This is a genomic window from Vibrio sp. J1-1 (assembly GCF_021728395.1).
Lineage (GTDB): Bacteria > Pseudomonadota > Gammaproteobacteria > Enterobacterales > Vibrionaceae > Vibrio.
The window spans coordinates 232,919-258,620 of the sequence record NZ_JAKKCM010000003.1 but is presented as its reverse complement, the minus strand read 5'-3'; the positions used below and the strand labels follow the sequence as shown (position 1 = coordinate 258,620).

Annotated in this window: 25 protein-coding genes; 18 read left to right on the top strand and 7 right to left on the bottom strand. The window is 42.8% G+C overall.

The genetic code is table 11. The annotated features are described in order from the left end of the window. Positions 1–88: 88 nt before the first annotated feature. Positions 89–2,176 (top strand): elongation factor G, encoded by a 2,088-nt coding sequence (gene fusA / locus L3V31_RS06070; RefSeq protein ID WP_237315226.1) that lies wholly within the window; start codon positions 89–91, stop codon positions 2,174–2,176. Positions 2,177–2,268: 92 nt separating this feature from the next. Here the strand turns inward: fusA and L3V31_RS06065 are convergent, their stop codons facing one another. Further along, complete coding sequence (locus tag L3V31_RS06065) at positions 2,269–3,195, bottom strand: LysR substrate-binding domain-containing protein (RefSeq protein WP_237315225.1); 927 nt, start codon at positions 3,193–3,195, stop codon at positions 2,269–2,271. A 98-nt stretch (positions 3,196–3,293) separates the two neighbouring features. On the opposite strand from L3V31_RS06065, the gene L3V31_RS06060 reads away from it, so the two are divergent. Further along, complete coding sequence (locus L3V31_RS06060) at positions 3,294–3,503, top strand: DUF1127 domain-containing protein (RefSeq protein WP_237315224.1); 210 nt, start codon at positions 3,294–3,296, stop codon at positions 3,501–3,503. 55 nt (positions 3,504–3,558) lie between these two features. On the opposite strand, the gene L3V31_RS06055 is transcribed toward L3V31_RS06060, so the two are convergent. Together L3V31_RS06055 and L3V31_RS06050 are read right to left on the bottom strand one after the other, a co-directional pair. Then, a complete protein-coding gene (locus tag L3V31_RS06055; RefSeq protein WP_237315397.1) occupies positions 3,559–5,253 on the bottom strand; it encodes an AMP-binding protein in 1,695 nt (564 codons plus the stop codon). A 146-nt stretch (positions 5,254–5,399) separates the two neighbouring features. After that, positions 5,400–6,128 carry an AraC family transcriptional regulator gene (locus tag L3V31_RS06050; RefSeq protein WP_237315223.1) on the bottom strand — a complete coding sequence of 243 codons (729 nt, stop codon included), beginning with the start codon at positions 6,126–6,128 and terminating at the stop codon, positions 5,400–5,402. A 398-nt stretch (positions 6,129–6,526) separates the two neighbouring features. On the opposite strand from L3V31_RS06050, the gene L3V31_RS06045 reads away from it, so the two are divergent. The 14 genes from L3V31_RS06045 (at position 6,527) to L3V31_RS05980 (ending at position 19,207) form a co-directional block, all read left to right on the top strand. Next, positions 6,527–6,733: a hypothetical protein gene (locus L3V31_RS06045; RefSeq protein WP_237315222.1), complete on the top strand. Its 207-nt coding sequence runs from the start codon at positions 6,527–6,529 to the stop codon at positions 6,731–6,733. A gap of 21 nt (positions 6,734–6,754) precedes the next feature. Further along, on the top strand, positions 6,755–7,240 hold the full coding sequence (locus L3V31_RS06040) for an A24 family peptidase (protein ID WP_237315221.1): 486 nt from the start codon (positions 6,755–6,757) through the stop codon (positions 7,238–7,240). A gap of 101 nt (positions 7,241–7,341) precedes the next feature. Continuing rightward, entirely contained in the window at positions 7,342–8,649 is a 1,308-nt protein-coding gene (locus L3V31_RS06035; RefSeq protein ID WP_237315220.1) for an AAA family ATPase, read from the top strand. A 15-nt stretch (positions 8,650–8,664) separates the two neighbouring features. Continuing rightward, entirely contained in the window at positions 8,665–9,402 is a 738-nt protein-coding gene (gene cpaB, locus L3V31_RS06030) for a Flp pilus assembly protein CpaB (protein ID WP_237315219.1), read from the top strand. 7 nt (positions 9,403–9,409) lie between these two features. Continuing rightward, complete coding sequence (locus L3V31_RS06025) at positions 9,410–10,876, top strand: type II and III secretion system protein family protein (RefSeq protein WP_237315218.1); 1,467 nt, start codon at positions 9,410–9,412, stop codon at positions 10,874–10,876. Between the two features lie 13 nt (positions 10,877–10,889). Beyond that, a complete protein-coding gene (locus tag L3V31_RS06020; RefSeq protein ID WP_237315217.1) occupies positions 10,890–11,111 on the top strand; it encodes a hypothetical protein in 222 nt (73 codons plus the stop codon). 26 nt (positions 11,112–11,137) lie between these two features. Next, positions 11,138–12,511 carry a Tad domain-containing protein gene (locus tag L3V31_RS06015; protein ID WP_237315216.1) on the top strand — a complete coding sequence of 458 codons (1,374 nt, stop codon included), beginning with the start codon at positions 11,138–11,140 and terminating at the stop codon, positions 12,509–12,511. 1 nt (position 12,512) lies between these two features. Continuing rightward, positions 12,513–12,998, top strand: coding sequence for a TadE family protein (locus L3V31_RS06010; RefSeq protein ID WP_237315215.1), 486 nt, complete (start codon positions 12,513–12,515; stop codon positions 12,996–12,998). Further along, positions 12,995–13,552 carry a TadE family protein gene (locus L3V31_RS06005; protein WP_237315214.1) on the top strand — a complete coding sequence of 186 codons (558 nt, stop codon included), beginning with the start codon at positions 12,995–12,997 and terminating at the stop codon, positions 13,550–13,552. The genes L3V31_RS06010 and L3V31_RS06005 overlap by 4 nt, the downstream gene beginning before the upstream one ends. Before the next feature lie 2 nt (positions 13,553–13,554). Next, positions 13,555–14,778: an AAA family ATPase gene (locus L3V31_RS06000; RefSeq protein ID WP_237315213.1), complete on the top strand. Its 1,224-nt coding sequence runs from the start codon at positions 13,555–13,557 to the stop codon at positions 14,776–14,778. A gap of 12 nt (positions 14,779–14,790) precedes the next feature. Beyond that, a complete protein-coding gene (locus L3V31_RS05995) occupies positions 14,791–16,236 on the top strand; it encodes a CpaF family protein (RefSeq protein ID WP_237315212.1) in 1,446 nt (481 codons plus the stop codon). Between the two features lie 8 nt (positions 16,237–16,244). Beyond that, the gene (locus L3V31_RS05990) at positions 16,245–17,213 is read left to right on the top strand and encodes a type II secretion system F family protein (RefSeq protein ID WP_237315211.1); all 969 of its coding nucleotides are present in this window, start codon (positions 16,245–16,247) and stop codon (positions 17,211–17,213) included. 2 nt (positions 17,214–17,215) lie between these two features. Then, positions 17,216–18,157 carry a type II secretion system F family protein gene (locus L3V31_RS05985; RefSeq protein WP_237315210.1) on the top strand — a complete coding sequence of 314 codons (942 nt, stop codon included), beginning with the start codon at positions 17,216–17,218 and terminating at the stop codon, positions 18,155–18,157. A gap of 33 nt (positions 18,158–18,190) precedes the next feature. Further along, a complete protein-coding gene (locus tag L3V31_RS05980) occupies positions 18,191–19,207 on the top strand; it encodes a tetratricopeptide repeat protein (protein WP_237315209.1) in 1,017 nt (338 codons plus the stop codon). 78 nt (positions 19,208–19,285) lie between these two features. Here the strand turns inward: L3V31_RS05980 and chrA are convergent, their stop codons facing one another. Then, positions 19,286–20,416 (bottom strand): chromate efflux transporter, encoded by a 1,131-nt coding sequence (gene chrA / locus L3V31_RS05975; RefSeq protein WP_237315208.1) that lies wholly within the window; start codon positions 20,414–20,416, stop codon positions 19,286–19,288. Between the two features lie 115 nt (positions 20,417–20,531). Between chrA and L3V31_RS05970 the strand changes: the two genes are divergently transcribed. After that, positions 20,532–21,449, top strand: a complete 918-nt coding sequence (locus L3V31_RS05970; protein WP_237315207.1) for a LysR family transcriptional regulator — start codon at positions 20,532–20,534, stop codon at positions 21,447–21,449. Between the two features lie 6 nt (positions 21,450–21,455). On the opposite strand, the gene ebgR is transcribed toward L3V31_RS05970, so the two are convergent. The 3 genes from ebgR to L3V31_RS05955 all read right to left on the bottom strand — a co-directional run bounded on the left by ebgR (position 21,456) and on the right by L3V31_RS05955 (position 24,287). Further along, positions 21,456–22,448 (bottom strand): transcriptional regulator EbgR, encoded by a 993-nt coding sequence (gene ebgR / locus L3V31_RS05965; RefSeq protein ID WP_237315206.1) that lies wholly within the window; start codon positions 22,446–22,448, stop codon positions 21,456–21,458. A gap of 62 nt (positions 22,449–22,510) precedes the next feature. Next, positions 22,511–23,509, bottom strand: coding sequence for a substrate-binding domain-containing protein (locus L3V31_RS05960; RefSeq protein ID WP_237315205.1), 999 nt, complete (start codon positions 23,507–23,509; stop codon positions 22,511–22,513). Between the two features lie 226 nt (positions 23,510–23,735). Beyond that, positions 23,736–24,287 (bottom strand): gamma-glutamylcyclotransferase family protein, encoded by a 552-nt coding sequence (locus tag L3V31_RS05955; RefSeq protein WP_237315204.1) that lies wholly within the window; start codon positions 24,285–24,287, stop codon positions 23,736–23,738. A 186-nt stretch (positions 24,288–24,473) separates the two neighbouring features. Between L3V31_RS05955 and L3V31_RS05950 the strand changes: the two genes are divergently transcribed. Further along, on the top strand, positions 24,474–25,658 hold the full coding sequence (locus L3V31_RS05950) for an NnrS family protein (protein WP_237315203.1): 1,185 nt from the start codon (positions 24,474–24,476) through the stop codon (positions 25,656–25,658). The last annotated feature ends 44 nt before the right edge of the window (positions 25,659–25,702 follow it).

Sequence of the window (25,702 nt, the reverse complement as noted above, 5' to 3'; positions counted from 1 at the left end):
TTTCGTCCATCTGCACGCAAGGGTATCAGTCTTGACAGATTGTGTTATACTCTGCGCGCAATTTATACCTTATAAACAGAGTAAGACAATGGCAGATTTATCAAAGTACAGAAACATTGGTATTTTCGCGCACGTTGATGCGGGTAAAACTACCACCACTGAGCGTATTCTAAAGCTTACTGGTAAAATCCACAAAACTGGTGAAGTACACGACGGTGAGTCTACAACTGACTTCATGGAGCAGGAAGCTGAACGTGGTATTACAATCCAATCAGCAGCGGTAACTTGTGAGTGGAATGGTCACCGCCTAAACGTTATCGATACTCCGGGACACGTTGACTTTACTGTAGAAGTATACCGTTCACTAAAAGTTCTTGATGGTGGTATCGGTGTATTCTGTGGTTCTGGTGGTGTTGAGCCTCAGTCAGAGACTAACTGGCGTTACGCTAACGAATCAGAAGTATCTCGTCTGATCTTCGTTAACAAACTGGACCGTATGGGTGCAGATTTTTACAACGTAGTTGATCAAGTAAAGAATGTTCTAGCGGCTAACCCACTAGTTATGGTTCTTCCAATCGGTCGTGAAGATGACTTCGTTGGTGTTGTTGATCTGCTATCTCGTAAAGCATACGTATGGGATGACACAGGTCTTCCAGAAAACTACGAAGTTCAAGACGTTCCAGCTGACATGGTTGACGACGTTGAAGCTTACCGTGAAGAGCTGATTGAAACTGCGGTAGAGCAAGACGACGACCTAATGGAAGCTTACATGGAAGGTGAAGAGCCTTCTATCGAAGATCTAAAACGTTGTATCCGTAAAGGTACTCGTGACCTAGCATTCTTCCCAACATTCTGTGGTTCTGCGTTCAAGAACAAGGGTGTTCAGCTAGTACTAGACGCTGTTGTAGATTACCTACCTTCTCCAACAGAAGTTGATCCTCAGCCTCTAACAGATAAAGAAACTGGTGAGCCAACAGGTGAAGTAGCGACTGTATCTGAAGATGAGCCACTACGTGCTCTAGCGTTTAAGATCATGGACGACCGTTTCGGTGCCCTAACATTCATCCGTATCTACTCTGGTGTAATGAAGAAAGGCGACACAGTACTTAACGCTGCGACAGGTAAAACTGAGCGTATCGGCCGTATGTGTGAAATGCAAGCTGATGACCGTAACGAGATCACTGAAGCTCAAGCTGGTGACATCATCGCTGTTGTTGGTATGAAGAACGTTCAAACAGGTCACACTCTATGTGATCCTAAACACGAATGTACTCTAGAACCAATGATCTTCCCAGAGCCAGTAATCTCTATTGCTGTATCTCCAAAAGACAAAGGTTCAACTGAGAAAATGGGTATCGCGATCGGTAAAATGGTTGCAGAAGATCCATCATTCCAAGTTGAAACTGACGAAGATTCAGGCGAAACCATCCTTAAAGGTATGGGCGAACTTCACCTAGACATCAAAGTAGATATCCTAAAACGTACTTACGGCGTTGAGCTAGAAGTAGGTGCTCCTCAAGTTGCTTACCGTGAAACTATCACTCAAGCAATCGAAGACAGCTACACGCACAAGAAGCAGTCTGGTGGTTCTGGTCAGTTCGGTAAGATCGACTACCGTATCAAACCAGGTGAGCCAAACTCTGGCTTCACGTTCAAATCAACAGTTGTTGGTGGTAACGTACCTAAAGAATTCTGGCCTGCAGTAGAAAAAGGCTTCGCAAGCATGATGGAAACTGGTGTTCTAGCTGGCTTCCCAACGCTAGACGTTGAAGTTGAACTATTCGACGGTGGTTTCCACGCAGTTGACTCTTCAGCTATCGCGTACGAAATCGCTGCTAAAGGCGCATTCCGTCAGTCTATGCCTAAAGCGGGTGCACAGCTTCTTGAGCCTATCATGCACGTTGACGTATTCTCTCCAGAAGATAACGTTGGTGATGTAATCGGTGACCTTAACCGTCGTCGTGGTATGATCAAAGACCAACAAGCTGGTGCTACTGGTGTTCGTATTAAAGCAGACGTTCCTCTATCAGAAATGTTTGGTTACATCGGTCACCTACGTACTATCACTTCTGGTCGTGGTCAGTTCTCTATGGAGTTCGCACACTACGCACCTTGTCCAGCAAACGTTGCTGAGCAAGTAATCGCAGAAGTTAAAGAGCGTAACGCTAAGAAGTAATTCTTAACTTAACTCTATGATTTCAAAGCCCCGCCAAGTGCGGGGCTTTTTATTCATCTCGCAACAGAATTTTGTTATCCAATTAAAACTCTTCAGTCTGTTAGCGCGATGGTTTTAAAGTCTCGATTAACCGATTTTTCAAAACTTTCGATTTCTTCCTTTAGCCACTGTGCAAACAATTGTGCCTTGGGTCGCTGAAGATATCCCTTTGGTGCACATAAGTAATAGGCGAATTTAGGCTTGATGGCGATGTCTCCAATACGAACCAACTTGCCAGTTCGAAAATACTGATACGCCAAACTGTGCTTCACTAGAGCTACACCTTGTAATGATAAAGCTGCCTCAAGCACGAGATGGGAGCCGCTGTATTTTAGAGCCGGTTTTGCTGCACGTTGTCCCAGCCTTTCTAACCACATATTCCAATCGAGATCAGGCCAAAGATCTTCGATAAGTTCAGCTTTTCTCAAGTCTTCGATGCTATAAATGCCGTGCTCTTTTTGATAAACCGGATGACAGGCAGGATAGAAGGCTTCATCCATCAACCATTGTGAATCTAAATTTGGGTAGTTTCCCAAGCCGTAACGAACGCATAGATCTATCTGACTATCCTGAAAAGAAACCAGTTCATTAGTTGGCTCCAGCAAAAGTGATAGTTCAGGATGGCGCTGTCGAAAAGCTGTGATTTTGGGAACTAGCCAATGATGAGCAAACGAAGGAAGTGTAGAGATAGAGAGTTGGTTTGGGTTGGGATCTTGGCTAATCAGACGAACACCTTGTTGTATGTGGCTAAATCCTCTTTCTGCTTGAGCAAATAGCAATTCACCTTGCGGTGTTAAGAGTATCTTCCTATGTTGGCGAACAAAAAGATCCGTTCCCAGAAACTCTTCTAACTGGCGGATTTGTTGGCTAATTGCTGCGGGTGTAACAAACAAGTGTTTTGCTGCGGTTTTAAAGCTTCCTTCTTTTGCTGCGATGAAGAAATAGTATAAGCCTTGCAATGGAGGCATTCGATCTTTCACATTAGTTTTCCTTAACTCAATGGCAGATTCTATCGTTTGAGAATATTAGGGTAGTCGTTGATTATTAAGTGGTCAACAGAACAATAGGAGTTGGGGAGATGGACAATACTATTCACAATGATCAGCAAGCTTTATTAACGAGACAACAAGCTTGGATTCAGTTAACTTTTTCTAAACTCTATTTGTGGCGACGGAATTCTCGAACTCGTCGTCACTTAAGAGAGTTACCTGAACATCTTTGGAATGATATTGGTTTGGAAAAGCATGAGGTGTTAAAAGAAAGCCACAAACCATTTTGGAGGCCGTAGTTTGAAGCAAGGTTGAGTGGCACTCCCCAACCGCTATTGAGGAGTGCTGGCCTAATTATAAGTCTTCTTCCCAGAGTACTAATTGGCCTTTAGGCCAGTTATGGCCAAGTTCGTGGTACTTTTGTTCAAGTACGTGGCGCTTTATTTTCAGAGTTGGGGTAAGAACGCCATTTTCGATATTCCATGGCTCTTTTATCATCAAAACGCCTTTTATTTGCTCGTGAGATGCCAGCTCTTTATTCATTCGCTCAATGACTTTACGAGTGGAACGCTCATAACGCTCTTTGTCGAAGTGAGGGAAATCATGAGGTACGACCAACAATATTGGGCCTGGTAAGCCAAGACCAATCAGGCACATCATTTCTATACGACTGTATTCGAACAATTTCTTTTCAATTGGAACGGGAGAAACGAACTTCCCTTTTGCGGTTTTAAACGTGTCTTTTTTGCGGCCTTGAATGGTAAGGTAACCATCCGAATCAATTGCTCCAATGTCACCAGTATGCAGCCATCCCTCTGAATCAAAAGATTCTTGAGTCGCGATATCATTTTTATAGTAACCAGAGAATAGGCCTTTACTGCGAACCATGATTTCACTGTCATCAGCAATTTTCAGTTCTATGCCAGGGCCTGCGTTGCCGACAGTGCCAATTTTATCGGCTCTAAAAGGATAATTAATGGTGCTGTAAGCAAAGGATTCGGTCATCCCCCACGCTTCGGTAATATTGAGCCCAACGCTGTGGTACCACTCTAACAGTGCCGGTGAAACAGGAGCGGAGCCACAACCCAATACTCGGGCTTGATCCAAACCCAGCCCGACCGCGAGCTTCTTCTTAATCAGCGAGTTCACAAACGGTATCTTGAGAAGAATATTCAGAGACTTTTGTGGTAACTTATCTTGAATACGCTGTTGGAATAGCGTCCATAACCTTGGTACTGAGATGAACAAAGTAGGGCGGTGCATCTTTACATCTTCAATAAAGGTGTCGAGTGACTCTGGAAAGGCGGTGGGAACACCACCCATAATTGAAGAACCGAATATATATACACGTTCAGTAATGTGCGCGAGTGGTAAGTAGGAGAACAATCGGTCGTTTGGTTGTATACCAATGTGATTGATCAACTGTTGTACAGACCAACTGAATGCGCCGTAGGTCAGCATTGCACCTTTTGGTAAGCCAGAAGTACCGGATGTATATACCAACGACATCAGTTTTTCATCGTAGTGCTGGGGACGCTCTACACTCGGCGTTTCATTCGCAATAAGCTCTGCATATTGATGCTGGCACATGGGTGCAGTGTTATATGGCAGTGCGATACTTATCAGATCGCCCATTTCATTAATCACTTGCTGAGTTGCCTTGGAGTCGTCTAATTTACCTCCGATGAGCACCTTACTTTCGCTGTGCGTGAGGCAGTACTCGATGGTGTCTACGCCAGCCGTTGGGAAGATGGGCACACTAACGTAATCCCCCAGCATCATAGCCAGATCACAGATAAACCACTCTGCGCAATTTTTGGAGATTAACGCTACCTTATCACCGGGATTAACACCAAGGTTGTGTAATGCGCTAACCAGCCTGAGAGCTTGGTCTGCGACTTCAGCGTAAGTGAATTCAACGAATTCCCGATTGATGATTTGCTTTAAGTAAACCTCATTTGGACGCTCGTCTGCCCATTTTAGAATCATTTCATTTGGCGGAGGGAGAGCGCAACCAGCAGAGGTGTTGGTTACATTCGGCTGATGCATCATAAGTGACTCCATGTCTTCTCGTTTTTATAGTTGTTAATATATTGTTAACTTTAGCATGTGAGTCACTGTTCGGGAATGTATTTTGACGAAATACGTGGCTAAGATAGTGCTATATCTTTTCTAAACCTACATAAAAATAATAGCTAAAACTGTTGTCGGTAGCTGGCTGGAGAGAACCCCGTCTTCTTCTTAAAAATACGAGAGAAATAAGAGACATCATGATAACCGCATTGGTAAGCAATATACGCAATTTTCATCGAATCGTCCTCGGTGAGCATCTTTTTGGCTAATGCAATACGCTTGGCGGTGACATAATCACGAAAGCACATACCAACCTTGCGACGAAACACTTTCGAAAAGTAGGTGGTAGAGTAATGACAGAGCGCAGCCGCATCTTCTTCACGCAACTCCCGGTGAATATTATTTGCGATATAGTCAACGACCTCAGAAAAGTTGGCTTTACCATTCCTCGGAGGTGATTTATGCGGTATTAAGTTAGCGCCTTCAAGGCTATGATTAAAAAAGTATTTGAGCTTTATTTGAGATAACCAGTGTGATAAATAGTTATCGCTTAATGGGTAGTACTCAGCGGTTATGTGTTTTGGTGGTAGTTTGCCGCCACCGATGTCAGTCGTGTGCACGACAATAAGTTTTTTATCCAGATTTTCACACAGTGTTGTCACGCTTTTTAACGTACTGTTCGGCTTTCCTGTGGCATAGTAAAAAAAATAACCGAACTCTTTGTCACTGATCACTGATATGTCATTGCTGTGATCAATTAATTCAAAGTATTGCGTAAATACCCATCGGAGCTGCTCAGGCAGAGATACTAGGGGATCTCCCATCCAACACGCTTTAACAAGCCTATCCATATAAAATCCATTTAACTCATGCTTAGACAACATTTGAACCTGGACTAATCCCTCTAATCTCAATCCTTGAGTGTTTAGATTAATCCTTTCGTTTATTAAATTTTGGTTAAATCATTTTTTAGTTTTATCAATTAGATGATTATGGTGAGGATTTTAACGATTAAGTGTGATGTCTCTCCCATATTTCATAGCCACCAATCTCATATTTAATACAGCATACTGATAAATACATAGATAGCAAAAAAGTACCAATGAATGGCAAGAATATCCTAACGTTCTAACACTTTTCTAACCTAAATTGACATCGAAACCCTTGCATATGTAGGGACGTTTCAGAGGGGTTAAACACTAAATCAATATTAAAGATCTCTAAAACGGATCTTTAGGGGGCATTTAAAATGGATAAGTTTACACAAGTTCTTAAAGACTTTTGGAATGATGAAGAAGGCTTGACGCTTCTAGAATATATTCTTGGTGCGGCGCTGATTGTTGCAGCAGCTATTGGTTCTGGTTTCTGGGATATTATCCAAGCTAAGTTCACTCAGGTCGGGGGATGTGTTAGTGACACAGAAAACTGTCAAACAGGCGCAGTTACTGTTCCATAGTAGAGCACGGTAGATTAAAACATGCTAACTGTTGTCCTTTGGAGTGTGCTGTTTGTTATTGGTGTCTCTGATGCACAGAGACACCGAATTCCTAACCAATTAGTCGGTGTGTTGTTTCTGGTTGTAGTAGTTAATCTGTACCTAGAGTCCGATGTAGAGTGGATGATTCATTTGAAAGGTTTGCTCGTTACTTTCACAACATGTTTTTTGTTGTATTTGGTTCGAGTTATGGCGGGAGGTGACGTCAAACTTTTAGCTGCTATCGGTTTTTGGTTAGGAGCTGAAACTATGTGGCAAGTAACACCTTATATCGTTATTGCCGGAGGTATAATTGGTGTGTTTTATCTTGCTCTACATTTGGCATCTTCGGTCGAGCCCATTGGGCAGCAAGTTAAAGCTTACGCAGTACAGAAAGTGACTCCTGGCTGGAAAAACAAACAGCCTTTAGTGATTCCTTTTGCTCCGACAATAGTGATTGGTTTGGCTTACTATTTTTATATTCAATAAATTAACATACATGAATCCGCTAGGTTGCGGCTACAGTGATTTGTTAGGTTTGGCAGGGATTTGCCACTACAACCGTGCCAAACGTTAGGAGGGCACAGCCCATGTCTACAATACCTAAAATAAATTTAGTGCCACAGATCTCACCGCCACCGACGCCTACGTCAGAAGATGATTTAGGCATACCGAGTGCGGTTATTGAGCATCTTCTTATCAAGCATATTTCTGCCTATCCAAAATCCAATTTGGTTGAGTTATCCTGCCGAATGTGTGTGGTTTCATCTATTGTGGAAAATTCACTTGCACAACTTCGTGCTCGCAGTTGGGTTGAAGTTTATCAACCGTTAAATGCGACCAGCTCGTACTCTAACGTTCGTTATGGTTTAACAGAGTTGGGTATGGCAGAAGCTGAGTTGGCGTTTCGTCGCGAGGCGTATATTGGTCCGGTACCTGTCTCTTTGGAGCAGTATTGGGATGTGGTTGAGCGGCAAAATCTGCGTAATCAACCCATTGCTCGAGCGGATGTGGAACGAGCACTTGATGACGTTTATGGAGCTGAGCGTTTAATACCAGTGCTGGGTCCAGCAATTAACTCTGGTCGAGCGCTATTGTTATACGGGCATGCCGGTACAGGTAAAAGTTATGTTGCAGCGCGCGTTCTCAATGCATTGAACACGTCTGTCTTTATTCCTCATGCGGTCTATGCTGACGGCAATATTATTAAAGTCTTTTCTGAGCACCATCACAAACGGGTGGATAACTCTGAGAGCAAAACGTTTGTTAAATTGGGTGACCATTATGATAAGCGCTGGGTGTTGTGTGAAAGACCGAATATTCAGGTTGGCGGCGAGTTGACCATGGACATGTTGGAGGTCAACCACACCGAGCATAATCGTGTCTGGAATGCACCACTGCAAATGATGGCCAATAATGGCATTTTTGTAATTGATGATTTAGGGCGTCAATCTATGCCGGTTGCCGCCGTGCTCAACCGCTGGATTGTTCCGATGGAATATTTTGTTGATCACCTTGGTTTGCCAAATGGACAACAGATATCGGTACCGTTTTTGCTGACACTTGCTTTTTCATCCAACCTTCCACCAAGTTCTATTGCTGATCCCGCATTTTTACGACGACTTGGCTACAAGATTGAATTTAATCCTCTAGAGTTAGATGAGTACCGTCAGTTGTGGATGGATTTATCAGATGCTTATCAACTGATTTTAGAGGAAGGATTTTTTGACCGATTAAAGCAACTGCATGATGAGACGGGTACGGGGTATTTCCCATGTTTACCAAAAGATATTTTAGGGATTAGTCGAGATATTTTGAAGTTCGAGGAAATAGGGGAGCAGGTGTCAACCGAGATTCTGGCGCGTGCTTGGGGGCTCTATTTTACCGTTGATGAATAAAAATGAGGGGATGTCATGAGCAGGACACAAATTGTCATGCTGCTATTGCTATCAATTGCGTTTGGTTTGGGGGCCGTGATGATTGCAAAGCAGTGGTTAGATAGTCAGACGCAGCCCACAGTGAAGCTTGAAGAAGTCGAGCGACACCCGGTCCTTGTGGCTGCAATGGAAATAGAACCAGGCGTTATTATTGAAGAGAAGCACCTAAAAACGAGACTAATGGAAGTCGATTGGATAGAAGAAACAACGCTTACGGAGCCATCTCAAGCGATTGGCAAAGTAGCTTCCAACTCGATTTATGAAGGCGAACTAGTAAACCCAAACCGGATAGCCGTACTTGGTGAAGGGGTGACATTAGCCGCCATGATACCTGAAGATAAGCGGGCTCTTACGATTCGAGTCAACGATGTAATTGGCGTTGCAGGTTTTCTACTCCCTGGTAATAAAGTTGATGTGCTAAATACAAAAGGTAACGGAACCAGTACCGTATTGAAGAATATTAAAGTGTTGGCGGTGGACCAAACGGCAAGAACCAAAGATAACAAGCCAGTGATTGTTCGAGCGGTTACCTTAGAAGTGTCGCCAAAAGAAGCTGAAAAGCTGTTAACGGAAAAAAGTAAAGGAAGTATTCAGTTAGCATTAAGAAACCCGCTAACCGTCGATAAAGCGCCGCCAAAAAGAACGTATACACCACGTCCAAGTGTGACCGTGATTAAAGGTTCTCAAACTTCCAATGTACGCGTGAGCAATTAGGTGAATTATGAAAATAACAATATTAATTTTAAGCCACTTAATCATGGTATTAGCCAGCGTTAATGTTTATGCCGCTGCTCAATCGGGGCGTGTCGTCGCTGTACCTCACCACCAGTCTACTCAACTGATGATTTCAGGTAGTGCTAAAAAAGTGACCTTAGGTGATCCCAGCATACTGGATATCTTGGTGCTGAGATCTAACGAGTTGTATTTGATTGGTAAAAAGCTCGGTACTACTAATGTATCGGTCTGGGATCGTAGCGGCCGAATTATTGAATCGTTTAACGTCGAAGTGACGCATGATCTTAATACGTTGAAATCAAAGCTTCATCAGTTTTTGCCTGATGAGAATATTGAGGTGCATAGTACTCAAGACAAAATCGTACTCAGAGGTTTAGTCAGTAGCCAGCAAAATATGGATGTGGCGATTAAAGTTGCAGAGACCTTTGCGGCTGGTAATGCCGCTGATGAAAGTGAAGATGAAGAGAATGACAGCCCAGTTATCAATTTGTTGTCCATCGGAGGCGCACAACAAGTGACGCTTGAAGTGACAGTTGCAGAAGTACAACGATCTTTAGTTAGGACTTTTGATTCTAATTTTCATTTCTTTCAAAAAAGTGGCGACATTACCTGGGGAGCGACAACAATAGGCAGTGCGATTGATGATATTGGGCCGATCTTGAGTGGTAACGCTGGTGTTAACGAGTTTGGTTTCTTAGGCTCTTTTCTCGACAGCAATACGCTATTTACGTTTGCTCTTGATATCGCAAAACAAAATGGAGTGGCTAAGGTATTAGCTGAACCGAGCTTGACGGCATTGAGTGGCACCAAAGCCGAGTTTGTTGCTGGTGGTGAATTCCCAATTCCCGTTCCGAACGAAGATGGCATCACCATCGATTATAAAGAATTTGGCGTAACACTGGATTTTATACCCTATATTCTTAGTGATAAAAAAATCAATTTAAAGCTCAATGTCAGCGTGAGTGAGCTGGCGACTTCTGGTGTAGTGACCTTTAGCGTTGGTGATACAAATGCTGCGTACTACATCCCACCACTGACTAAGCGTAGCGCTGGCAGTACCTTAGAGTTGGCTGACGGGCAAACTATAGGTATTGCAGGGCTACTGAGTGAAAACGCTCGAAATGTCGATGAAGGTTTGCCGGGCGTTTCTGATTTACCGGTATTAGGGCGTCTATTTAAGAGTGAGCAATTTACTTCAGGAGAGACGGAGTTAGTTATTCTAGTTACGCCGCGTTTAGCGAGGCCGGTAGACCGACGCAGATTTACACTGCCAACAGATGGTTTCGTTAGCCCGAACGATGTGGAGTTCTATCTGCTTGGTAAGGGAGCGAGTTTAGACTTTGATAAGTATAAGCTAGACGACAATTCCAATGCTAGTGTTCAAGATCAAACCGAGTACCAGTTTACATCAGGTGAAGGTGGGACAGATGGCCAGTTTGGCCATAGTCTTTAAGAGGGAGAGCAGAATGAAAAACTTAATAAAATTAGCAATTTGTTTCTTTACTCTTATCTTAACAGGTTGCGCGAATGATCCTGAATTGGGTGTTGCTTTAAATCAACTGCAAGCAGAACAGACACTTAACCCGGACGCATGGTATGAAAACATAGATTACCTACCAGAGGGTAGTGGTGAACGTACACAAACCAGTTTGGAAGTGTACAACAATAATGGTGACAAGAAAGATTAAGTGATGCTATCACTTAGGAGGCGGCTATGAGCTCCAGAAATCCAATAAGGCCAAAGCGATCTCAGCAAGGGATTACTTTGGTTTTGATTAGCGTAATTATGCTGATTTTAATTGGCATGGGCGCTTTTGCGATAGACCTGAATCACCAGGTGCTCAATAAAGCTCGTTTACAAAATGCTGTGGATTCTGCGGCTTTAGCATCCGCAGTTGTAGCTGATGATGCTGAAGATGCTTCTTTGGTTGTTGAACTCGCTGAAACTGCGGCTATAGATGCTTTGAAAAGCTTCGCCGAATCTATGGGTAACCAAGAACTGGCTGCTGAAGAAGAAGGAATGGCTGGCGATATATCCATCACTTTCTCTAATACTAAAGAAAAAGGTTCATTTCTTCCTGCCGATGAATTCACGCCGGACAGTGACGGTGACATCTATGTAAGAGTGGCTGTCAGTGATATCTCTTTAACCCAGTTTTTAAGCCGCATTTTTGGTGTCGGAAAAAGTGTATCTGCCAGCGCTGTTGCTGGCCCAAGCGCACCTATCAATCGGACATGCAACATATCGCCAATTGGTATGTGTGCAACCACCACTTCAACTGATTTAGCATGGGGATATATTCCGGCGGATAATCCTAACTACGATGCGGAGAATGACAAAGATGCCGATACGGTGCACGTTTTAAAACCGCCTAGTCATAAAGAGAGCGGAATTGGAGCTGGTAACTATAACCTTTTAGATTTTGGTCAAGGTAAAGACACGGTAAATGAGTTATTGGCCGGTAATTCAAGTACTTGTATCACGGTTGGGCAAAGCATTTGGACGGAGCCTGGGGTTGGTGCTGGTCCTGTCGCAAAAGGGCTGAATACAAGGTTTGATGGCGACGACCCGATAGTTGTTGAGGGAGAAGTTGAAGGAGAAGTTGAGACGATACCGATTAATCCTGACAAGTATCTGGAAGAATCCAATGTTACTTATGAAAACTATAAGACTGAGTATGAGCAGGCCGAGATTGCGGATAATAATGGTGAGGACCCTGGTAATACAGCGTTTTATTACGCTGATTACTATAACTCGTTACAGTCCTGTGAAGGCATGGGAGGTGAGAGGGCGTGTAAACCTGAATATTATGAACAATCTGGCGAGGAAGGAAGAAGAGTTCTACGAGTGCCAATAATTGATTGTGATAGTACGACGAAAAGTGGCGGTAAAATGGAAGTGAAAGTACTAGGGTTAGGTTGTTTTTTTGTAACTCAAAGGGTTGATATAGGCAATTCAATTATATTTGGTCAATTTCTTGAGAATTGCACAGTACAAAACGCCTCAACGGGAATAGATCCTAGTACAGAGAAAATTGGTCCATATAAAATTCAACTCTATAAAGACCCGGAAAGCGGAGAGTCATGATATGAACACGCTTAAAACTCCTCCTTTATTTACAGGCAGTCGCAATAATCAAACTGGTCTAGCGATGCTTGAATTTATTATTTGTTTGCCTGCGTTGCTTATGCTTGCCGTTTTGTTGATTGATGTTGGTAGGGCGTTTATCCAGTACACCGAAATAAATAAAGCGCTGCAAAATGGCGTTCGGTACGCCGTAGTGGATACGTACGGTACGCTTAACTTCAGCGGTATTGCGGATAAACAGCATATCAGAAATATGGTGGTATACGGTAAGCCAGAACTAGACCTAGCAGGTGGTGATGAAAAAGTTCTCAGCTATCTTGATGCGACAGAAACAGATGTAAAGATTACTGAACCTACAGTCGAATCAAAGGAGGTGACGGTATCAGCCAGTTACACCTATGTACCATTCTTTAGCCGTCTTCCTTTTTCTGATACCTCTTTGGAGTTCACTATCGATGCATCCAGTAAAATGAGGACTTCACCATGAAAAGGTTGATAGTGAAACAGAAGGGAGTCACTCAGGTTGAATTTACCTTGATAGCATTAGCTGTATTGTTGGTCATTTTCGCGATTATCGAATTTGCTCTTTATTTTTATTCCATACAGATGGCCAATGAAGTCACGCGCAGAGCGGCTCGTTTAGCAACGGTATGTTATATCGCTGACCGAGATGACATTCCGGAGTTACCTGCGCTAAAAAGTCTATATCCACCAGGCTTCTCTTCTGAGAATTTGAAAATTAGTTACATTAAAGCGGAGAAAGATGATGATGGAAACCTTCAGATAGAAGCACTAACTGACGCAGAGGTTGCTGAATTTTCGTCAGCTACAGCTGATATCGAGACACTTAATGAACTATTTTCTCATATTCGTTTTGTTAAAGCCGAAGCTGATTATGAATTCAAATTTTTTGTTTTATCGGCTTTAATCAACGCGGTTGGTATTAGCCCGAAATTTCAGACCATTTTACCTGCTGAAAGCTTGGGAGTTTTGAGGCCGGAAGGTGAAGGTTTGCCTGAAAGAGAAGATTGCGGGGAGTAGTTATGTTGAAACCAGTAGAATTAAATAAAGAAATTAAAACAAACAGCATCCATTCCCTAAAAACTAATATCAATATTTGGGTGATTTACGCAACCGATGAGTTCAAAAGTACTATGGAATCAGAGTTGTCCAAATGCGTAAATGTTAATATTGAGTGGTTGGATTTAAGCAAGATAGCCGTGACTGCCTTAGGTGATAGACGAGTACCTGATGTTATTTACATTGAAGCGGGAAGTAGTTGGGCACAAAAGATATCGCACATTTATTCCAATGAAGGAAATTTGCAACGCAATCAGACCGCATTGGTGGTTTTTGGTGATGAGCATGACACCACATCACTGAAGTTAGCGCTAAAATTAGGTGCCTCAGATTACCTTCATCGCGAAGTCGGTTTTTATGAGTTGCTACCACTTTTAGAGGATATCGCAAACGAAAAGGCTTCAAGCAGCGAGATAGGTGAATTGTCTCTATTTATTAATACTAAAGGCGGCTCTGGAGCAACAACAGTGGCATTGAATACTGCCATTGCGTTATCTGAGTATTCAAAAGGCAAAGTCCTATTGATTGATCTCGGTATGCAGTTTAGTGACGCTGCGGATTATCTGAATAGTAAGCCCAAGTACAGTATTAATGATGTCATTGATGCGATGAATGATCTTGATGACTTATCATTAGATGGCTTGGTTTATAAGCACTCTTCAGGTGTAAACTATTTGTGTTTTAGTGCTGATAATATTAAAGATAATTATGATCGAGCGACAAAGGTTAGTGCTTTAATCCCTTTGTTACGTCAATACTATAAACATATTATTGTCGATATGTCTCATGGCGTTGAGCATGTGTTCCAACATGTTGTTGCGCCGGCCTCTTATGTTTATCTGGTTATGCAGCAAAACGTGACGTCAATTAAACATGCAGCGAATTACTTGAAGTCTCTTCAACTGGACTATGGTTTAACCAGTGGACAGGTAAGGTTGGTTGTTAATCGTTACGAAAAGAAAACATCGATAACGATTAAAGACATTGAACAAGCGTTTCCAAACCAAGACCTTCTTTTGGTACCTAACAACTATTCTATTGCGATGGAGTGTTCCAACCTAGGGAAGCCAATCGTGCAATCAAAGAAAAATAGTGCGATTAAGTCGTCTCTGATTGATATATCACACCAGTTGGAAGAGCCAGCAGATAAGCAAACACAAAGTTGGTTAGGTAAATTATTTTCTTAGCAGGGAGTCGCTATGTTTTTTAAAAGGAAAAATGTCGGCAGCAATTTTTCACAAGCTGAACTGCTGAATACTAAATCTGAAACTCACGCGGAGCCTGTTTCCAAACCCAAGCGTAGTGTTAATAGTGTCGTGCAATCTTCAGCTATTGAAGAAAAGGTCCGCAAGATGGAAGCTGAACGAAAGCAGCTAGAGCATGACCAGACCATAAAACACTACTATCACAGTAAGTTACTGGATACCTTAGATTTAGGTTTGTTATCACATCTTCAGGAAGATAGAGCCAAAGAAGAATTACGTGAAGCCGTTGTTCACCTAATCGCGGAAGATCAAACTCATCCGTTGAGCTCGGAAGCGCGTAACCGAATGATTCGTCAGATTGAGGATGAGATTTTTGGGTTGGGGCCTCTTGAGCCTTTATTGGCGGACTCCACGGTATCCGATATTTTAGTTAACGGTCCGAAAAGTATATTTGTTGAACGGTTCGGTAAACTGGAAAAAACACCACACACATTTTTAGACGACCGACATCTACGAAGTATTATTGATCGAATAGTCAGCCAAGTGGGTCGACGAATTGACGAGTCTTCTCCTATGGTGGATGCTCGCCTTAAAGACGGTTCTCGTTTTAATGCAATTATCCCACCGCTTGCTATTGATGGTGCATCTGTGTCTATCCGGCGCTTTGCTGTCGAACGACTTAATATGGATAACTTATTGCAACTTAACTCTCTTTCAGAAGAGATGGCCAAGTTTCTTAATGCGGCAGTTGTTGGTGAATTGAACATTCTTATTTCTGGAGGTACGGGTTCAGGTAAAACCACCACACTGAACATTTTATCCGGCTTTATTCCTTCTGACCAACGTATCGTTACCATCGAAGATTCCGCCGAGTTGCAGCTTCAGCAGCCTCATGTGGTTAGACTGGAAACTCGCCCCGCAAATATCGAGGGTAAAGGCGAAATATCTCAGCGTGAGTTAGTAAAAAATTCCCTGCGTATGAGACCAGATCGAATAGTCGTTGGTGAGGTGCGGGGTAGTGAAGCAGTAGACATGCTATCTGCAATGAATACGGGCCATGATGGCTCTCTGGCGACCATACACGCGAATACACCAAGAGATGCTTTAAGTCGCGTGGAAAACATGTTTTCAATGGCAGGCTGGAATGTCTCGACGAAAAACCTCCGTTCTCAAATAGCTTCAGCTATAAATCTGGTAGTGCAGATGGATAGGCAAGAAGACGGTAAGCGCCGTATGGTCAGTATTCAAGAGATTAACGGTATGGAAGGTGAAGTGATCACCATGTCAGAAATTTTTAAATTTCAAAGACAGGGTGTGGATGAAAATGGCAATGTGATTGGTGATTATATTGCCACGGGGATTGTTCCTGATTGTCATGACCAACTCATCAAAAGAGGTTTGGACGTTCCATTTGAAATATTCAATGAGAAGGTTCGCTAGGAGGCTTTATGGAAGGTCAATTACCGCTCTTTTTGCTCTTATTGTTCTTATCTGTATTTTTTATCAGCCAAGCGTTGATAATGCCTTCTGCGGGTAAAAAGGTAAAACATCGACATTTAATTCAACGCATTAAAGAAAGCCATAAACATATCGATCAAGAAAGTATTTCGTTATTAAAGGAAAACTCCCTTAAAAACTTATCAGGGATTGAGCGTTTTTTAGTTCAGTTTTCTTTATTTGAGGTATTTAAAAAGAAACTAGAACTTGCAGGTATAGACATGACCTTCGGTAAGTTTTTGTTTTTATCCTTTATTTCCGGCGTTATTGTCGCGTTACTGCTGATGTATATAGGGCAACTTTGGTATATATGTATTGGTATGGCTTTAGCTATCTGGCTTATGGAATACTTCGTTATTCAAAAACGCATTGGCGATAGGTTGATGAAGTTTGAAGAGCAACTTCCCGAAGCTCTCGATATTATCAAGCGTGTACTCCAGGCTGGGCAACCTATAAACCAGGCATTTGGTGAAGTAGGTAAAGAGATGCCTGCTCCAGTCGGGCCAGAGTTCCAACACACGTTTAGTTTACTTAATTACGGCTATGATATTCGTCTTTCTATTATGCAATTGACAGAACGCGTGCCAACTGTATCAATGATGGCTTTTTCCAGCGCTGTTCTGTTACAAAAAGAGACAGGTGGTAACCTAATAGAGAATATTGAGAAGTTATCTCGTGTGTTAAGGGAAAGGTTTAAGCTCGCAAGAAAAATTAAAACTATATCTGCTGAATCGAGAATGTCTGCTTGGGTACTTGTTTTAGCTCCATTCGCGATGTATATAATTATTTCTATATTGGACCCAGAATATGTTGCAATCCTACATAATCACCCTACCGGTGTAAAAATGATTATAGGAGGGATGATATCACTATTTATCGGCTCGATGTGGATTCGCAAGATCGTCAATTTTGAGGTGTGATTATGGATATAATCAATAACTTCCTTGTAAATTTCAATATCAGTCAAGATATGCTCTTTATGTTGTTTATTTTAATAACAACAGTACTTTTTGTTTTGACGGTTGGATATATAATTATTGGGGTCAACTCCCCTGTAAAACGAAAGTTATCAGAGATATCGACAGGGGAAAGTGTTCAAAGTTCTTCTAGAAACGAAAAAGTGATGAACACATTAGAGTCTCTAGCACCTCTTACTGCCAGTGGTAATGAAAAAGATCGTCAAACCAATAGAATGCTATTAATGCATGCGGGATTCCACCAGAAAAATGCTCTTTCACTTTTTTATTCGATTAAATCTTTGACAACAATTTTAGGGTTACTAATAGCGTTTGGTCTTTACTTATCATTATCAAAGTCTAATAACCTATATATTCTGATGGCTGCATGTGCGTTTGTTGGACTAGTTTTGCCAGACTTCATACTCAAGAGAATGGGGAAGAAACGTCAAAATCGCATTCGTTCTGGTGTCGCTGACATGTTGGATCTGTTGGTTGTGTGTACTGAGTCTGGACTTGGCTTTAATGCCTCTTTACGCCGTGTTGCTGACGAAATGGTGATATCCCACCCTGACTTAGCCGATGAACTTGATACTGTTTGTATGAAAATTCAGGCAGGGAAGTCTATGCCAGATAGTTTGAGAGAGTTTGTTGTGAGGACCGGTTTAGAAGAGTTCATGGGACTTGTCAGTATGTTAAGTCACGCGTCTCGAGTTGGTGGGAGTTTGGTTGATTCTTTACGAGAATATACCGAAGATTATAGAGACAAGAGGCAGCAAGCCGCGGAAGAAATTGCGGCCAAAATTCCGGTAAAAATGATGTTTCCAATGGTGTTATTCATTTGGCCTTGCTTTTTTATCGTTGCAATAGGGCCTTCATTGATTCAACTAGCAGAAGCATTTAAATAATAAATTAATATAAGAACATAGAAAGGGAATATTATGTGGAACGTTTATACGCTTACATTTTGTGCGCTATTGATTTCTGGATGTGCAAACAATGAAACAAAACAGGCGGCTTTCGATCAAAGTTTATATTCTGGAAAACCTGTTGAGGCTTTGACCAATGATGAACCACCAGTTAACGAAGAAGAAGCAATATCTCGTGGTGATGCTGCATTAACGAGTAATAATACTGACCTTGCCTTGTATGAATATATACGCTCTCTTACGTTTGAAGATGGCGTTCACAAAGACAAGACACTTTATACTATTGGACGAATACATGAGTCACGAAATGATTTTGAGTTAGCCGATAAGTCATATCGAGCTTCTCTAACTGAAAACCCAAATCATATTGGTTCACTTGAAGAGCTTGGAAAACTCAACACCAAGCAAGGCCGTAAAGATGTTGGGCTAAGTTATTATTTACGTGCTCTAAATGCAGATCAGTTGCGTCTTGGAGGCCAGGGAAATATAACAGTCAGTAACATATCTAGCGAGGGTATTCTACCTCTAAGGTATGACGAAAAATCACCTGTCAATGCGTATGTAGGTTTAGGCGTTCTTTATGATATCAATAATAAGCATGAAATAGCTCAAGCATTCTTACGCAAGGCACTAGACATTAAACCTTATAATGCAAGGGCTCTTGTAAGCCTTGGTTATTCTTATTATATGGTTGGTGATTACGGAAAAGCATCTTATTTTACTAATGCCGCTTTGAACTTAAATAATAGTAATGAAAAAGCGATTAATAATTTGGGTTTAATCGCTATAGCTCAAGGGGAGCCACGTAAAGCGTTAGGTATTTTTGGACAGCACATGTCTACATCTGAAGCATTAAACAGCGTAGGCTATTTCCTAATTCTAAGGGGACAGCCTGGAGAAGCGATTCCTTACCTACAAGAGGCTATCGATCAGAGTCCATCCTACTATGCAAAAGCGAATGAAAACTTAGAACGTGCATTAGCTATGGTAAGGGCTGATAGAGATACGTCTAAAGCATTCCTACAGTAAAGAGTATCTCCTCGACAGTTAAAATTGTTACTTGAACCTATATTGATGAGCACCGTTAGGAATAATGGTGCTCAATTTTTAGTTAAAAATCGAACTCCCAACAAAAAACACTATCATCCACAGTATCGAAACGTTCAACTTTTTAAGCAAATAGAAGCCAACGATAACCAAAGCAATATCGATTGGTGCTGCGACGGCACTGGTAAATACGGGTTGGTAAAGTGCTGCTAGTAGCAGGCCAACAACAGAAGCATTGACACCACTTACAACGCCGGAAACTGCGGGTTTCGCTGCCAGTTGTTGCCAGTTTTTTAATACGCCAAGTAATAATAAGAAGCCTGGTAGGAAGATACCCAGTGTAGCAACTAATGCGCCAATCACGGGTGTATCCGATAGTTGATAGCCTATATACGTAGCGAACGTAAACATAGGTCCAGGTACGGCTTGTGCAGCTGCATAGCCGGTTAAAAATGCATCCTGGCTGATTTGGTCGCCAAGGATATTTTCTAATAGGGGAAGTACCACGTGACCGCCACCGAATACTAAACTCCCTGCTTGGAAGAAGTCGTTAAACAAACCTAACATCGGTACTGTATGGGTAATAAGGGGTAACCCTAAAAGCAGCACGGCAAAGATCACCAAGGGTGTGAAGCTTGGTTTAAATGGTTCTTTTGGTACATCAGAGCTTGTTTTTAAGTGGCGTACGCCGATCACACCAGCGATAAGTAACACCAGCATCTGAGTAGTGACGCCCGGCACGAGCAAAAGTGCGATCGCAGTTGCGACACATAACCCAGCCGTAAGCTTAGTTTGGCAAAAGTTCCTGTACATTCCCCATGTTGCATCGGCCACCACCACAACGGCCATCAACTTTAAGCCGTGTACGATGTTTTGAAACAGAGCCGTATCGGTGACTTGGCTACTCACCATGGCTAATACCAGCATGATGAGCACTGAAGGCAATGTAAAGCCAACGAAAGCCGCGCACGCTCCTGCTAAACCGCCACGTTTATATCCCAATGCAAATCCCACCTGACTTGAGCCAGGACCGGGCAAGAATTGGCTCAATGCAACGATTTGGGCGTATTCGCTGTCATCCAGCCATTTGAGCTTTTCGACGAAAGTCTGCCGAAAATAACCAATATGAGCAGCAGGGCCACCGAAGCTAAACCAACCCAGCAAGAAGAAAGTTTTAAAAATGGTGAACATGTGGAGCCTATTTATCTGAATAGAATTTTTATGTTGTTAGTTTATCGAGTGGTTTAAAATGACTCAAATTGATAATCTGAATTTAATTTATGAATGAAGTGGGATTGGTGTTCTAGTGAAAGACGAAGTCCAATGGCGCAATATTGACTTAAATTTGTTGGTGACATTTTCTTACCTATATCGCTATCGGAGTGTCAGTTTAGCGGCTGAGAATAGCTGTGTTAGCCAATCCGCGATGAGCCATAGTTTGTCTCGTTTACGGTTACTTTTTGATGATCCTCTATTCGAGCGTAAAGGTCACAAAATGGAACCTACAGAGCATGCACACAATATCGCGCCAACCGTACATACGCTGTTGGATTCCATCGCCAAAGAGCTGCTGACCAAGCCAGTATTTGAGCCGGAAAGTTACTCGGGTGTGTGTCGCATAGGCTTAACTGACTACGCCGAATTCATCTTTGCTCCGTTCATTTATGATGAAATTCACAGGCAAGCACCTGACGCGAAAATCAGCTTTATTAATGTGGATCGAAGTAATTACATGCAACGAACGGAGCGAGATAAGTTAGATCTTGTGATTGGTAGCATACCTGCTCTTGAAGAGGATTTTTCTAGTCAGTACCTCTATACCGAGAAACACGTTTGTTTATGTGACAAGCAGGTGTTGAACGGTAAGGCTGAGTTATCTGTCAACGAGTTTGCCAACATCAAGCAAGCATTGGTTAGTCCAGACGGAAGCTTAAAGACACAAGTAGACCAAAAGCTCGCAGAGCTTGGTTTGAGCCGTCAGGTCACCGTGGCTTCGCGTAACTTTCTTACTATTCGTCATTTACTTAAACAGCGAGACCTCATCGCGATAGTGCCGGAAAAAATGGCGCTGGCTGAAGGTATTTCTGATGATTTAGTGAAGGTTCAGCCACCTATTGTGGTGGCGGATTTTGATATTTCTATGCTGTGGCATACCAGTCGTGCAAATGATGAGAAAGGCACCTGGTTGAGAAAGTTAGTAGCAGAAACGATTACTTCTCGGTGAGAATGTTTACCCTGGTTTGGTCGTGTCGCGTAAAATTAGCTCGCTAGGAACATAGACTTGAAGAGGTAACTTACGCTCATCACGTTGTTTTTCAAATAATAAGTTAACGCCTTGAGCCCCCATCATTTCAGAGTGAATACGTACGGTTGACAGAGGAGGGAAGGTAAAACTGGCGGTTGGAATATCGTTCATACTGATCACAGCAATATCCTGCGGAATGCGTAATCCGAACTCATGGATAGCGCGTAAAACCCCGATCGCAATCGTGTCTGAGGTGATAAATATGGCAGTAGGAAAATCACCTTTAGCCAACATTTCTTTACCTAAGTCATATCCGGACTGGCTTGAACCTTCGCCGCAATAGATATCAGAATCTGCGACTAAACCTTTTAGGCTGGCGTATTCGACAAACGTATTTTTTCGGCTATCAGTCGAATCTATTTGGCTCTGACCACCTATAAATCCAATTCGCTCATAGCCTTGATTTACATAAAAATCGACAACTTGTTTACTTATCCGAACGAGATCGGCACTAACACAGTCATATGGACAAGTTTGCTCTAAGACATCGACACGACAAATGAAGTTTTCTAAACGCTTGGGTAACTTATTGATAATCCTTTGTTCTATGTCGCCAACCAAAAGGATTCCCGTGACTTTCTGAGTATCGAGTTCCAATTCACTGTTATAGCAGTTGGTAATAGTAATACCGAGCTTCTCGCACTGGCGTTCAATACCGTGACGAATAGACAAATAGTAAGGGTCAGTACCTTCTGTTCCCTGTGAGTAAGCGTACAGGGCTAAGAAATGATGCCTTAGTTTACTCTCTCCGGCAGAGTTCCTTGAACTTTTGACCCGATATTCGAGTCTTTGCGCAATGTCTAAGATACGACGTTTGGTTTCTTGTTTTACATTTAATGTCGGATCATTATTTAAAACACGCGATACCGTCGCGAGCGATACACCAGCCTCGTTTGCAATGTCTTTTAATTTTGCCATGTACCATTCCCGTAGACACAACGCGCGACCTTAACCTAGTGCGGTAAGTTCTTGTTGCTCAATTATAATTTTGCCACTGAATCTCTGCGAACCAACGTAGGGCTAAAAATGATCGTCTCATCTTCAACTTTTTCGTTACGAGAAAGCGCTAATGCTAAACGAGTAGCGCGCTCTGCCATCATTTCAATAGGATAGCGGATGGTGGTTAAGCTTGGATGGACAAAACGAGCAATTAATCCGTCATCAAATCCCACCATTGAGACTTGTTGTGGGGTCTCAATACCGTTTTGATCCAATGTCGCTAAAGCTCCTGCGGCCATGTAGTCGTTATAGGCGACAACCCCCGTTATTTCGAGCGACTTAGTCAGCAGGTTGGTCATTGCTACTTCGCCACCATCACTGTTTGGCTCACCATATTCGATGTAGCTTTTTGACAGCTCAATGCCGTGTTCTTTTAGTGCCGTTTGATAACCTTGCAGGCGTTCGTCGGTATCTTCGATGTCGTGAGAAGAGGCGATACAAGCGATCTTGCGATGCCCGTGACGGATCAAATATTCAGTGGCCAAGAAGGCACCTTTGCGGTTATCGAGTGAAATACAGCGTTCGGCCAATTGTGGAATATGGCGATTGATGATAACCATCCCTTTTACTTCCTGAGCGTAGGCGATCAATTCCTCGTCAGAGAGGCCTTTGGCGTGAATGACAAGAGCATCACAGCGGCTGTTGACCAATAAATCTAAAGCCCGGCGTTCGTCGTCCGCATTATGGTAACCATTGCCAATCAAAATGTGCTTTCCGTTGTCACGTGCTACGTTGTCGACTGACTTTACTAAGGTACCGAAAAACGGATCGGATACATCGCTTACCAGTACACCAATAGTATTGGTGCTCTGGCTAACTAATGCTCGGGCTGCGGCATTAGGGCGATACCCTAATTTGCTCATAGCTTGTGTCACAGCATCAATCGAATTTTGGCTCGCTTTTGGTGATTTATTGATTACGCGAGAGACGGTGGCGACCGATACACCGGCTTCTTTTGCAACATCTTTGATGGTTGCCATATTTGACCTTTATGGACGAGAACATTTGACTGAAAGTATTAAACACCCGATGTGTAACCAGTGCAATTTGGCCTTGTGTTTTATGTGTTGTTGAACGTTTACTTTATGTAAATATTGAATTTATTACACTGTAAACGTTATACCCATCTGAGAGGTAGTAGATTCCTGACCAAGAGCTTCATCTTTATCGAGAGTTAAAAAAGCTTTGCACTATTAGGTACAGAAACTAAGCATGTTGAGCGATTAGCGCGTCAATCAACTCATAGTGATGATCTTGGACACCCGCGAGATTGCCGTACTTTGGTTGATGGCGATCATTCTCTTTTGCGTGTTGCCAACCCAGGGTATGCCTAACAAAGTGCTCAGCAAAAGCGTGGGAAACCTCCAGACAACCCGCCAAAACGGTATCGACGTAACTTTGCATTATTGGGCTATTTGAACAGGGTGGCAGTGGTTCATCTTTTATATAGACCCAAATAGTGTGTTCGGGATTAAATGGCAAGTCTGTTTCAATTTTATCGGGGCGAAGCTGAATGCGGTGATAGCCACGTTCTCGGCGATCAAATTCTGCTAAAGCTTCATCATTGACTTCAAGTAACACACCATTGACCTGCCCTTGGCCTTCGTTAACGACCAATGGAGACAAGGTGTAAGTGTCATCGATTTTGCCCCAGTAGCGAACCAGTCCGTGAGCGATGACTGGAATCGCTGTTCCGGTTTGTCCTGTCAACTTTCGCGAGGCAGAATTGATCAAGCTGCCATAGCCAAATATGTACATCTTATTGCGTTCCTGTCTTTATTTCTTTCGGTCACTATTTGCTTTATACCTAACCTTACGCTGAAGCACAAATTTACCCCTAAAGTATAATCCTGTTTATAAACATGTATTTTTAATGTATGTTTATGGTAGCATCAATTCTGTAGTTGAATCACCCAGCATCGAAACCAGCTTGAGGGCAATATAATGCTGAATATCACCGATAAAAAAGTGGAAGAGAAAATCCCTGCATGGCTGCGCTTAGGGTTTCGACCGTTTTTCCTATTTGGCGCAATGTACGCCATCGTCGCGATTGCCTTGTGGGTGTGGATGTTCCAGACCGGGCAGCCAAGTGCACTGCGCGTTCCTGCACTTTGGTGGCATGTCCATGAAATGTTGTTTGGTTTCTCAATGGCGATCGTTGCTGGCTTTGTATTAACAGCGGTACAGAACTGGACGGGAATAAATGGTACGAAGCACTACACACTTTTGGCTATTTTTGCTTTGTGGCTTATGCCTAGGATCTTACTTTGGACGCCCGTCCCTTTGTGGTTAACGAGCACGATCGAAGCGTTATTTTTATTGTTTGTGGCTTATGAGGTAGGGATTCGAGTATACCGCTCTAAAGGTTGGCGAAACCTGTTTTTTGTCCCGCTGTTCTTATTGGCGATCTTTGCTAACTTTGCCAGCTATGCGACGGTGAAGGGCATGCCACCATTTTCTTCTGCGGCGGTTTGGCACGCGATGCTGTGGTGGTTTACCTTGCTATTGTCGGTGATGGGCGCAAGAGTCATTCCATTTTTTACTGCACGTCGCTTTAATTTCGAAAAAGCGCAACCTTTGGTGTGGCTTGAATGGCTGGCTAACTTGCCATTGGTAATGCTGTTTATCTTAAGCTTCTTCCCTGTAACGTTTTCTGAACTTGGTCAACCTTTGATGGTGTTCGCAGGTCTGGCTCAGCTTGTTCGCTTCTTACGCTGGAAACCATGGCTAACTTTAAGTGAACCACTGGTTTGGTCGCTGCATGCGGCGTATTTATGCTTGCCATTGAGTTTGCTATTACGCGGTATTTGGGACGATGCCTTTGCGACCCATAACTTGATTCACTTATTCGCGATAGGTGCCTTAGGCGGTTTGATTTTAGCGATGATTTCGCGTGTTACCATGGGGCATACGGGGCGTATGATTTACAAAGGACCAAATATGAGTATCGCCTTCGCTGCGATTATTGCCGCAGCAGTAGTTCGCAGTTTTGGTATGATATTAGACCCTGCCAGAATGATGTTGTGGATAGACATCAGTGGCGGGTTGTGGATATTAGCGTTTGGGATGTTTGTGTGGCGATTTGGTTTGATGTTGATTACGCCACGTGCTGATGGCCACCCAGGATAAAAAGGTAGACCGATAAAAGAGGAGGTGTGATCTCCTCTTTGTGC

Excerpts from the sequence above, each read along its gene's own strand:
- fusA (WP_237315226.1), top strand. The coding sequence starts at position 89 with ATGGCAGATTTATCAAAGTACAGAAACATTGGTATTTTCGCGCACGTT.
- L3V31_RS06060 (WP_237315224.1), top strand. The coding sequence starts at position 3,294 with ATGGACAATACTATTCACAATGATCAGCAAGCTTTATTAACGAGACAA.
- L3V31_RS06055 (WP_237315397.1), bottom strand. The coding sequence starts at position 5,253 with ATGCATCAGCCGAATGTAACCAACACCTCTGCTGGTTGCGCTCTCCCT.
- L3V31_RS06050 (WP_237315223.1), bottom strand. The coding sequence starts at position 6,128 with ATGGATAGGCTTGTTAAAGCGTGTTGGATGGGAGATCCCCTAGTATCT.
- L3V31_RS06045 (WP_237315222.1), top strand. The coding sequence starts at position 6,527 with ATGGATAAGTTTACACAAGTTCTTAAAGACTTTTGGAATGATGAAGAA.
- L3V31_RS06040 (WP_237315221.1), top strand. The coding sequence starts at position 6,755 with ATGCTAACTGTTGTCCTTTGGAGTGTGCTGTTTGTTATTGGTGTCTCT.
- L3V31_RS06035 (WP_237315220.1), top strand. The coding sequence starts at position 7,342 with ATGTCTACAATACCTAAAATAAATTTAGTGCCACAGATCTCACCGCCA.
- cpaB (WP_237315219.1), top strand. The coding sequence starts at position 8,665 with ATGAGCAGGACACAAATTGTCATGCTGCTATTGCTATCAATTGCGTTT.
- L3V31_RS06025 (WP_237315218.1), top strand. The coding sequence starts at position 9,410 with ATGAAAATAACAATATTAATTTTAAGCCACTTAATCATGGTATTAGCC.
- L3V31_RS06020 (WP_237315217.1), top strand. The coding sequence starts at position 10,890 with ATGAAAAACTTAATAAAATTAGCAATTTGTTTCTTTACTCTTATCTTA.
- L3V31_RS06015 (WP_237315216.1), top strand. The coding sequence starts at position 11,138 with ATGAGCTCCAGAAATCCAATAAGGCCAAAGCGATCTCAGCAAGGGATT.
- L3V31_RS06010 (WP_237315215.1), top strand. The coding sequence starts at position 12,513 with ATGAACACGCTTAAAACTCCTCCTTTATTTACAGGCAGTCGCAATAAT.
- L3V31_RS06005 (WP_237315214.1), top strand. The coding sequence starts at position 12,995 with ATGAAAAGGTTGATAGTGAAACAGAAGGGAGTCACTCAGGTTGAATTT.
- L3V31_RS06000 (WP_237315213.1), top strand. The coding sequence starts at position 13,555 with ATGTTGAAACCAGTAGAATTAAATAAAGAAATTAAAACAAACAGCATC.
- L3V31_RS05995 (WP_237315212.1), top strand. The coding sequence starts at position 14,791 with ATGTTTTTTAAAAGGAAAAATGTCGGCAGCAATTTTTCACAAGCTGAA.
- L3V31_RS05990 (WP_237315211.1), top strand. The coding sequence starts at position 16,245 with ATGGAAGGTCAATTACCGCTCTTTTTGCTCTTATTGTTCTTATCTGTA.
- L3V31_RS05985 (WP_237315210.1), top strand. The coding sequence starts at position 17,216 with ATGGATATAATCAATAACTTCCTTGTAAATTTCAATATCAGTCAAGAT.
- L3V31_RS05980 (WP_237315209.1), top strand. The coding sequence starts at position 18,191 with ATGTGGAACGTTTATACGCTTACATTTTGTGCGCTATTGATTTCTGGA.
- chrA (WP_237315208.1), bottom strand. The coding sequence starts at position 20,416 with ATGTTCACCATTTTTAAAACTTTCTTCTTGCTGGGTTGGTTTAGCTTC.
- ebgR (WP_237315206.1), bottom strand. The coding sequence starts at position 22,448 with ATGGCAAAATTAAAAGACATTGCAAACGAGGCTGGTGTATCGCTCGCG.
- L3V31_RS05960 (WP_237315205.1), bottom strand. The coding sequence starts at position 23,509 with ATGGCAACCATCAAAGATGTTGCAAAAGAAGCCGGTGTATCGGTCGCC.
- L3V31_RS05955 (WP_237315204.1), bottom strand. The coding sequence starts at position 24,287 with ATGTACATATTTGGCTATGGCAGCTTGATCAATTCTGCCTCGCGAAAG.
- L3V31_RS05950 (WP_237315203.1), top strand. The coding sequence starts at position 24,474 with ATGCTGAATATCACCGATAAAAAAGTGGAAGAGAAAATCCCTGCATGG.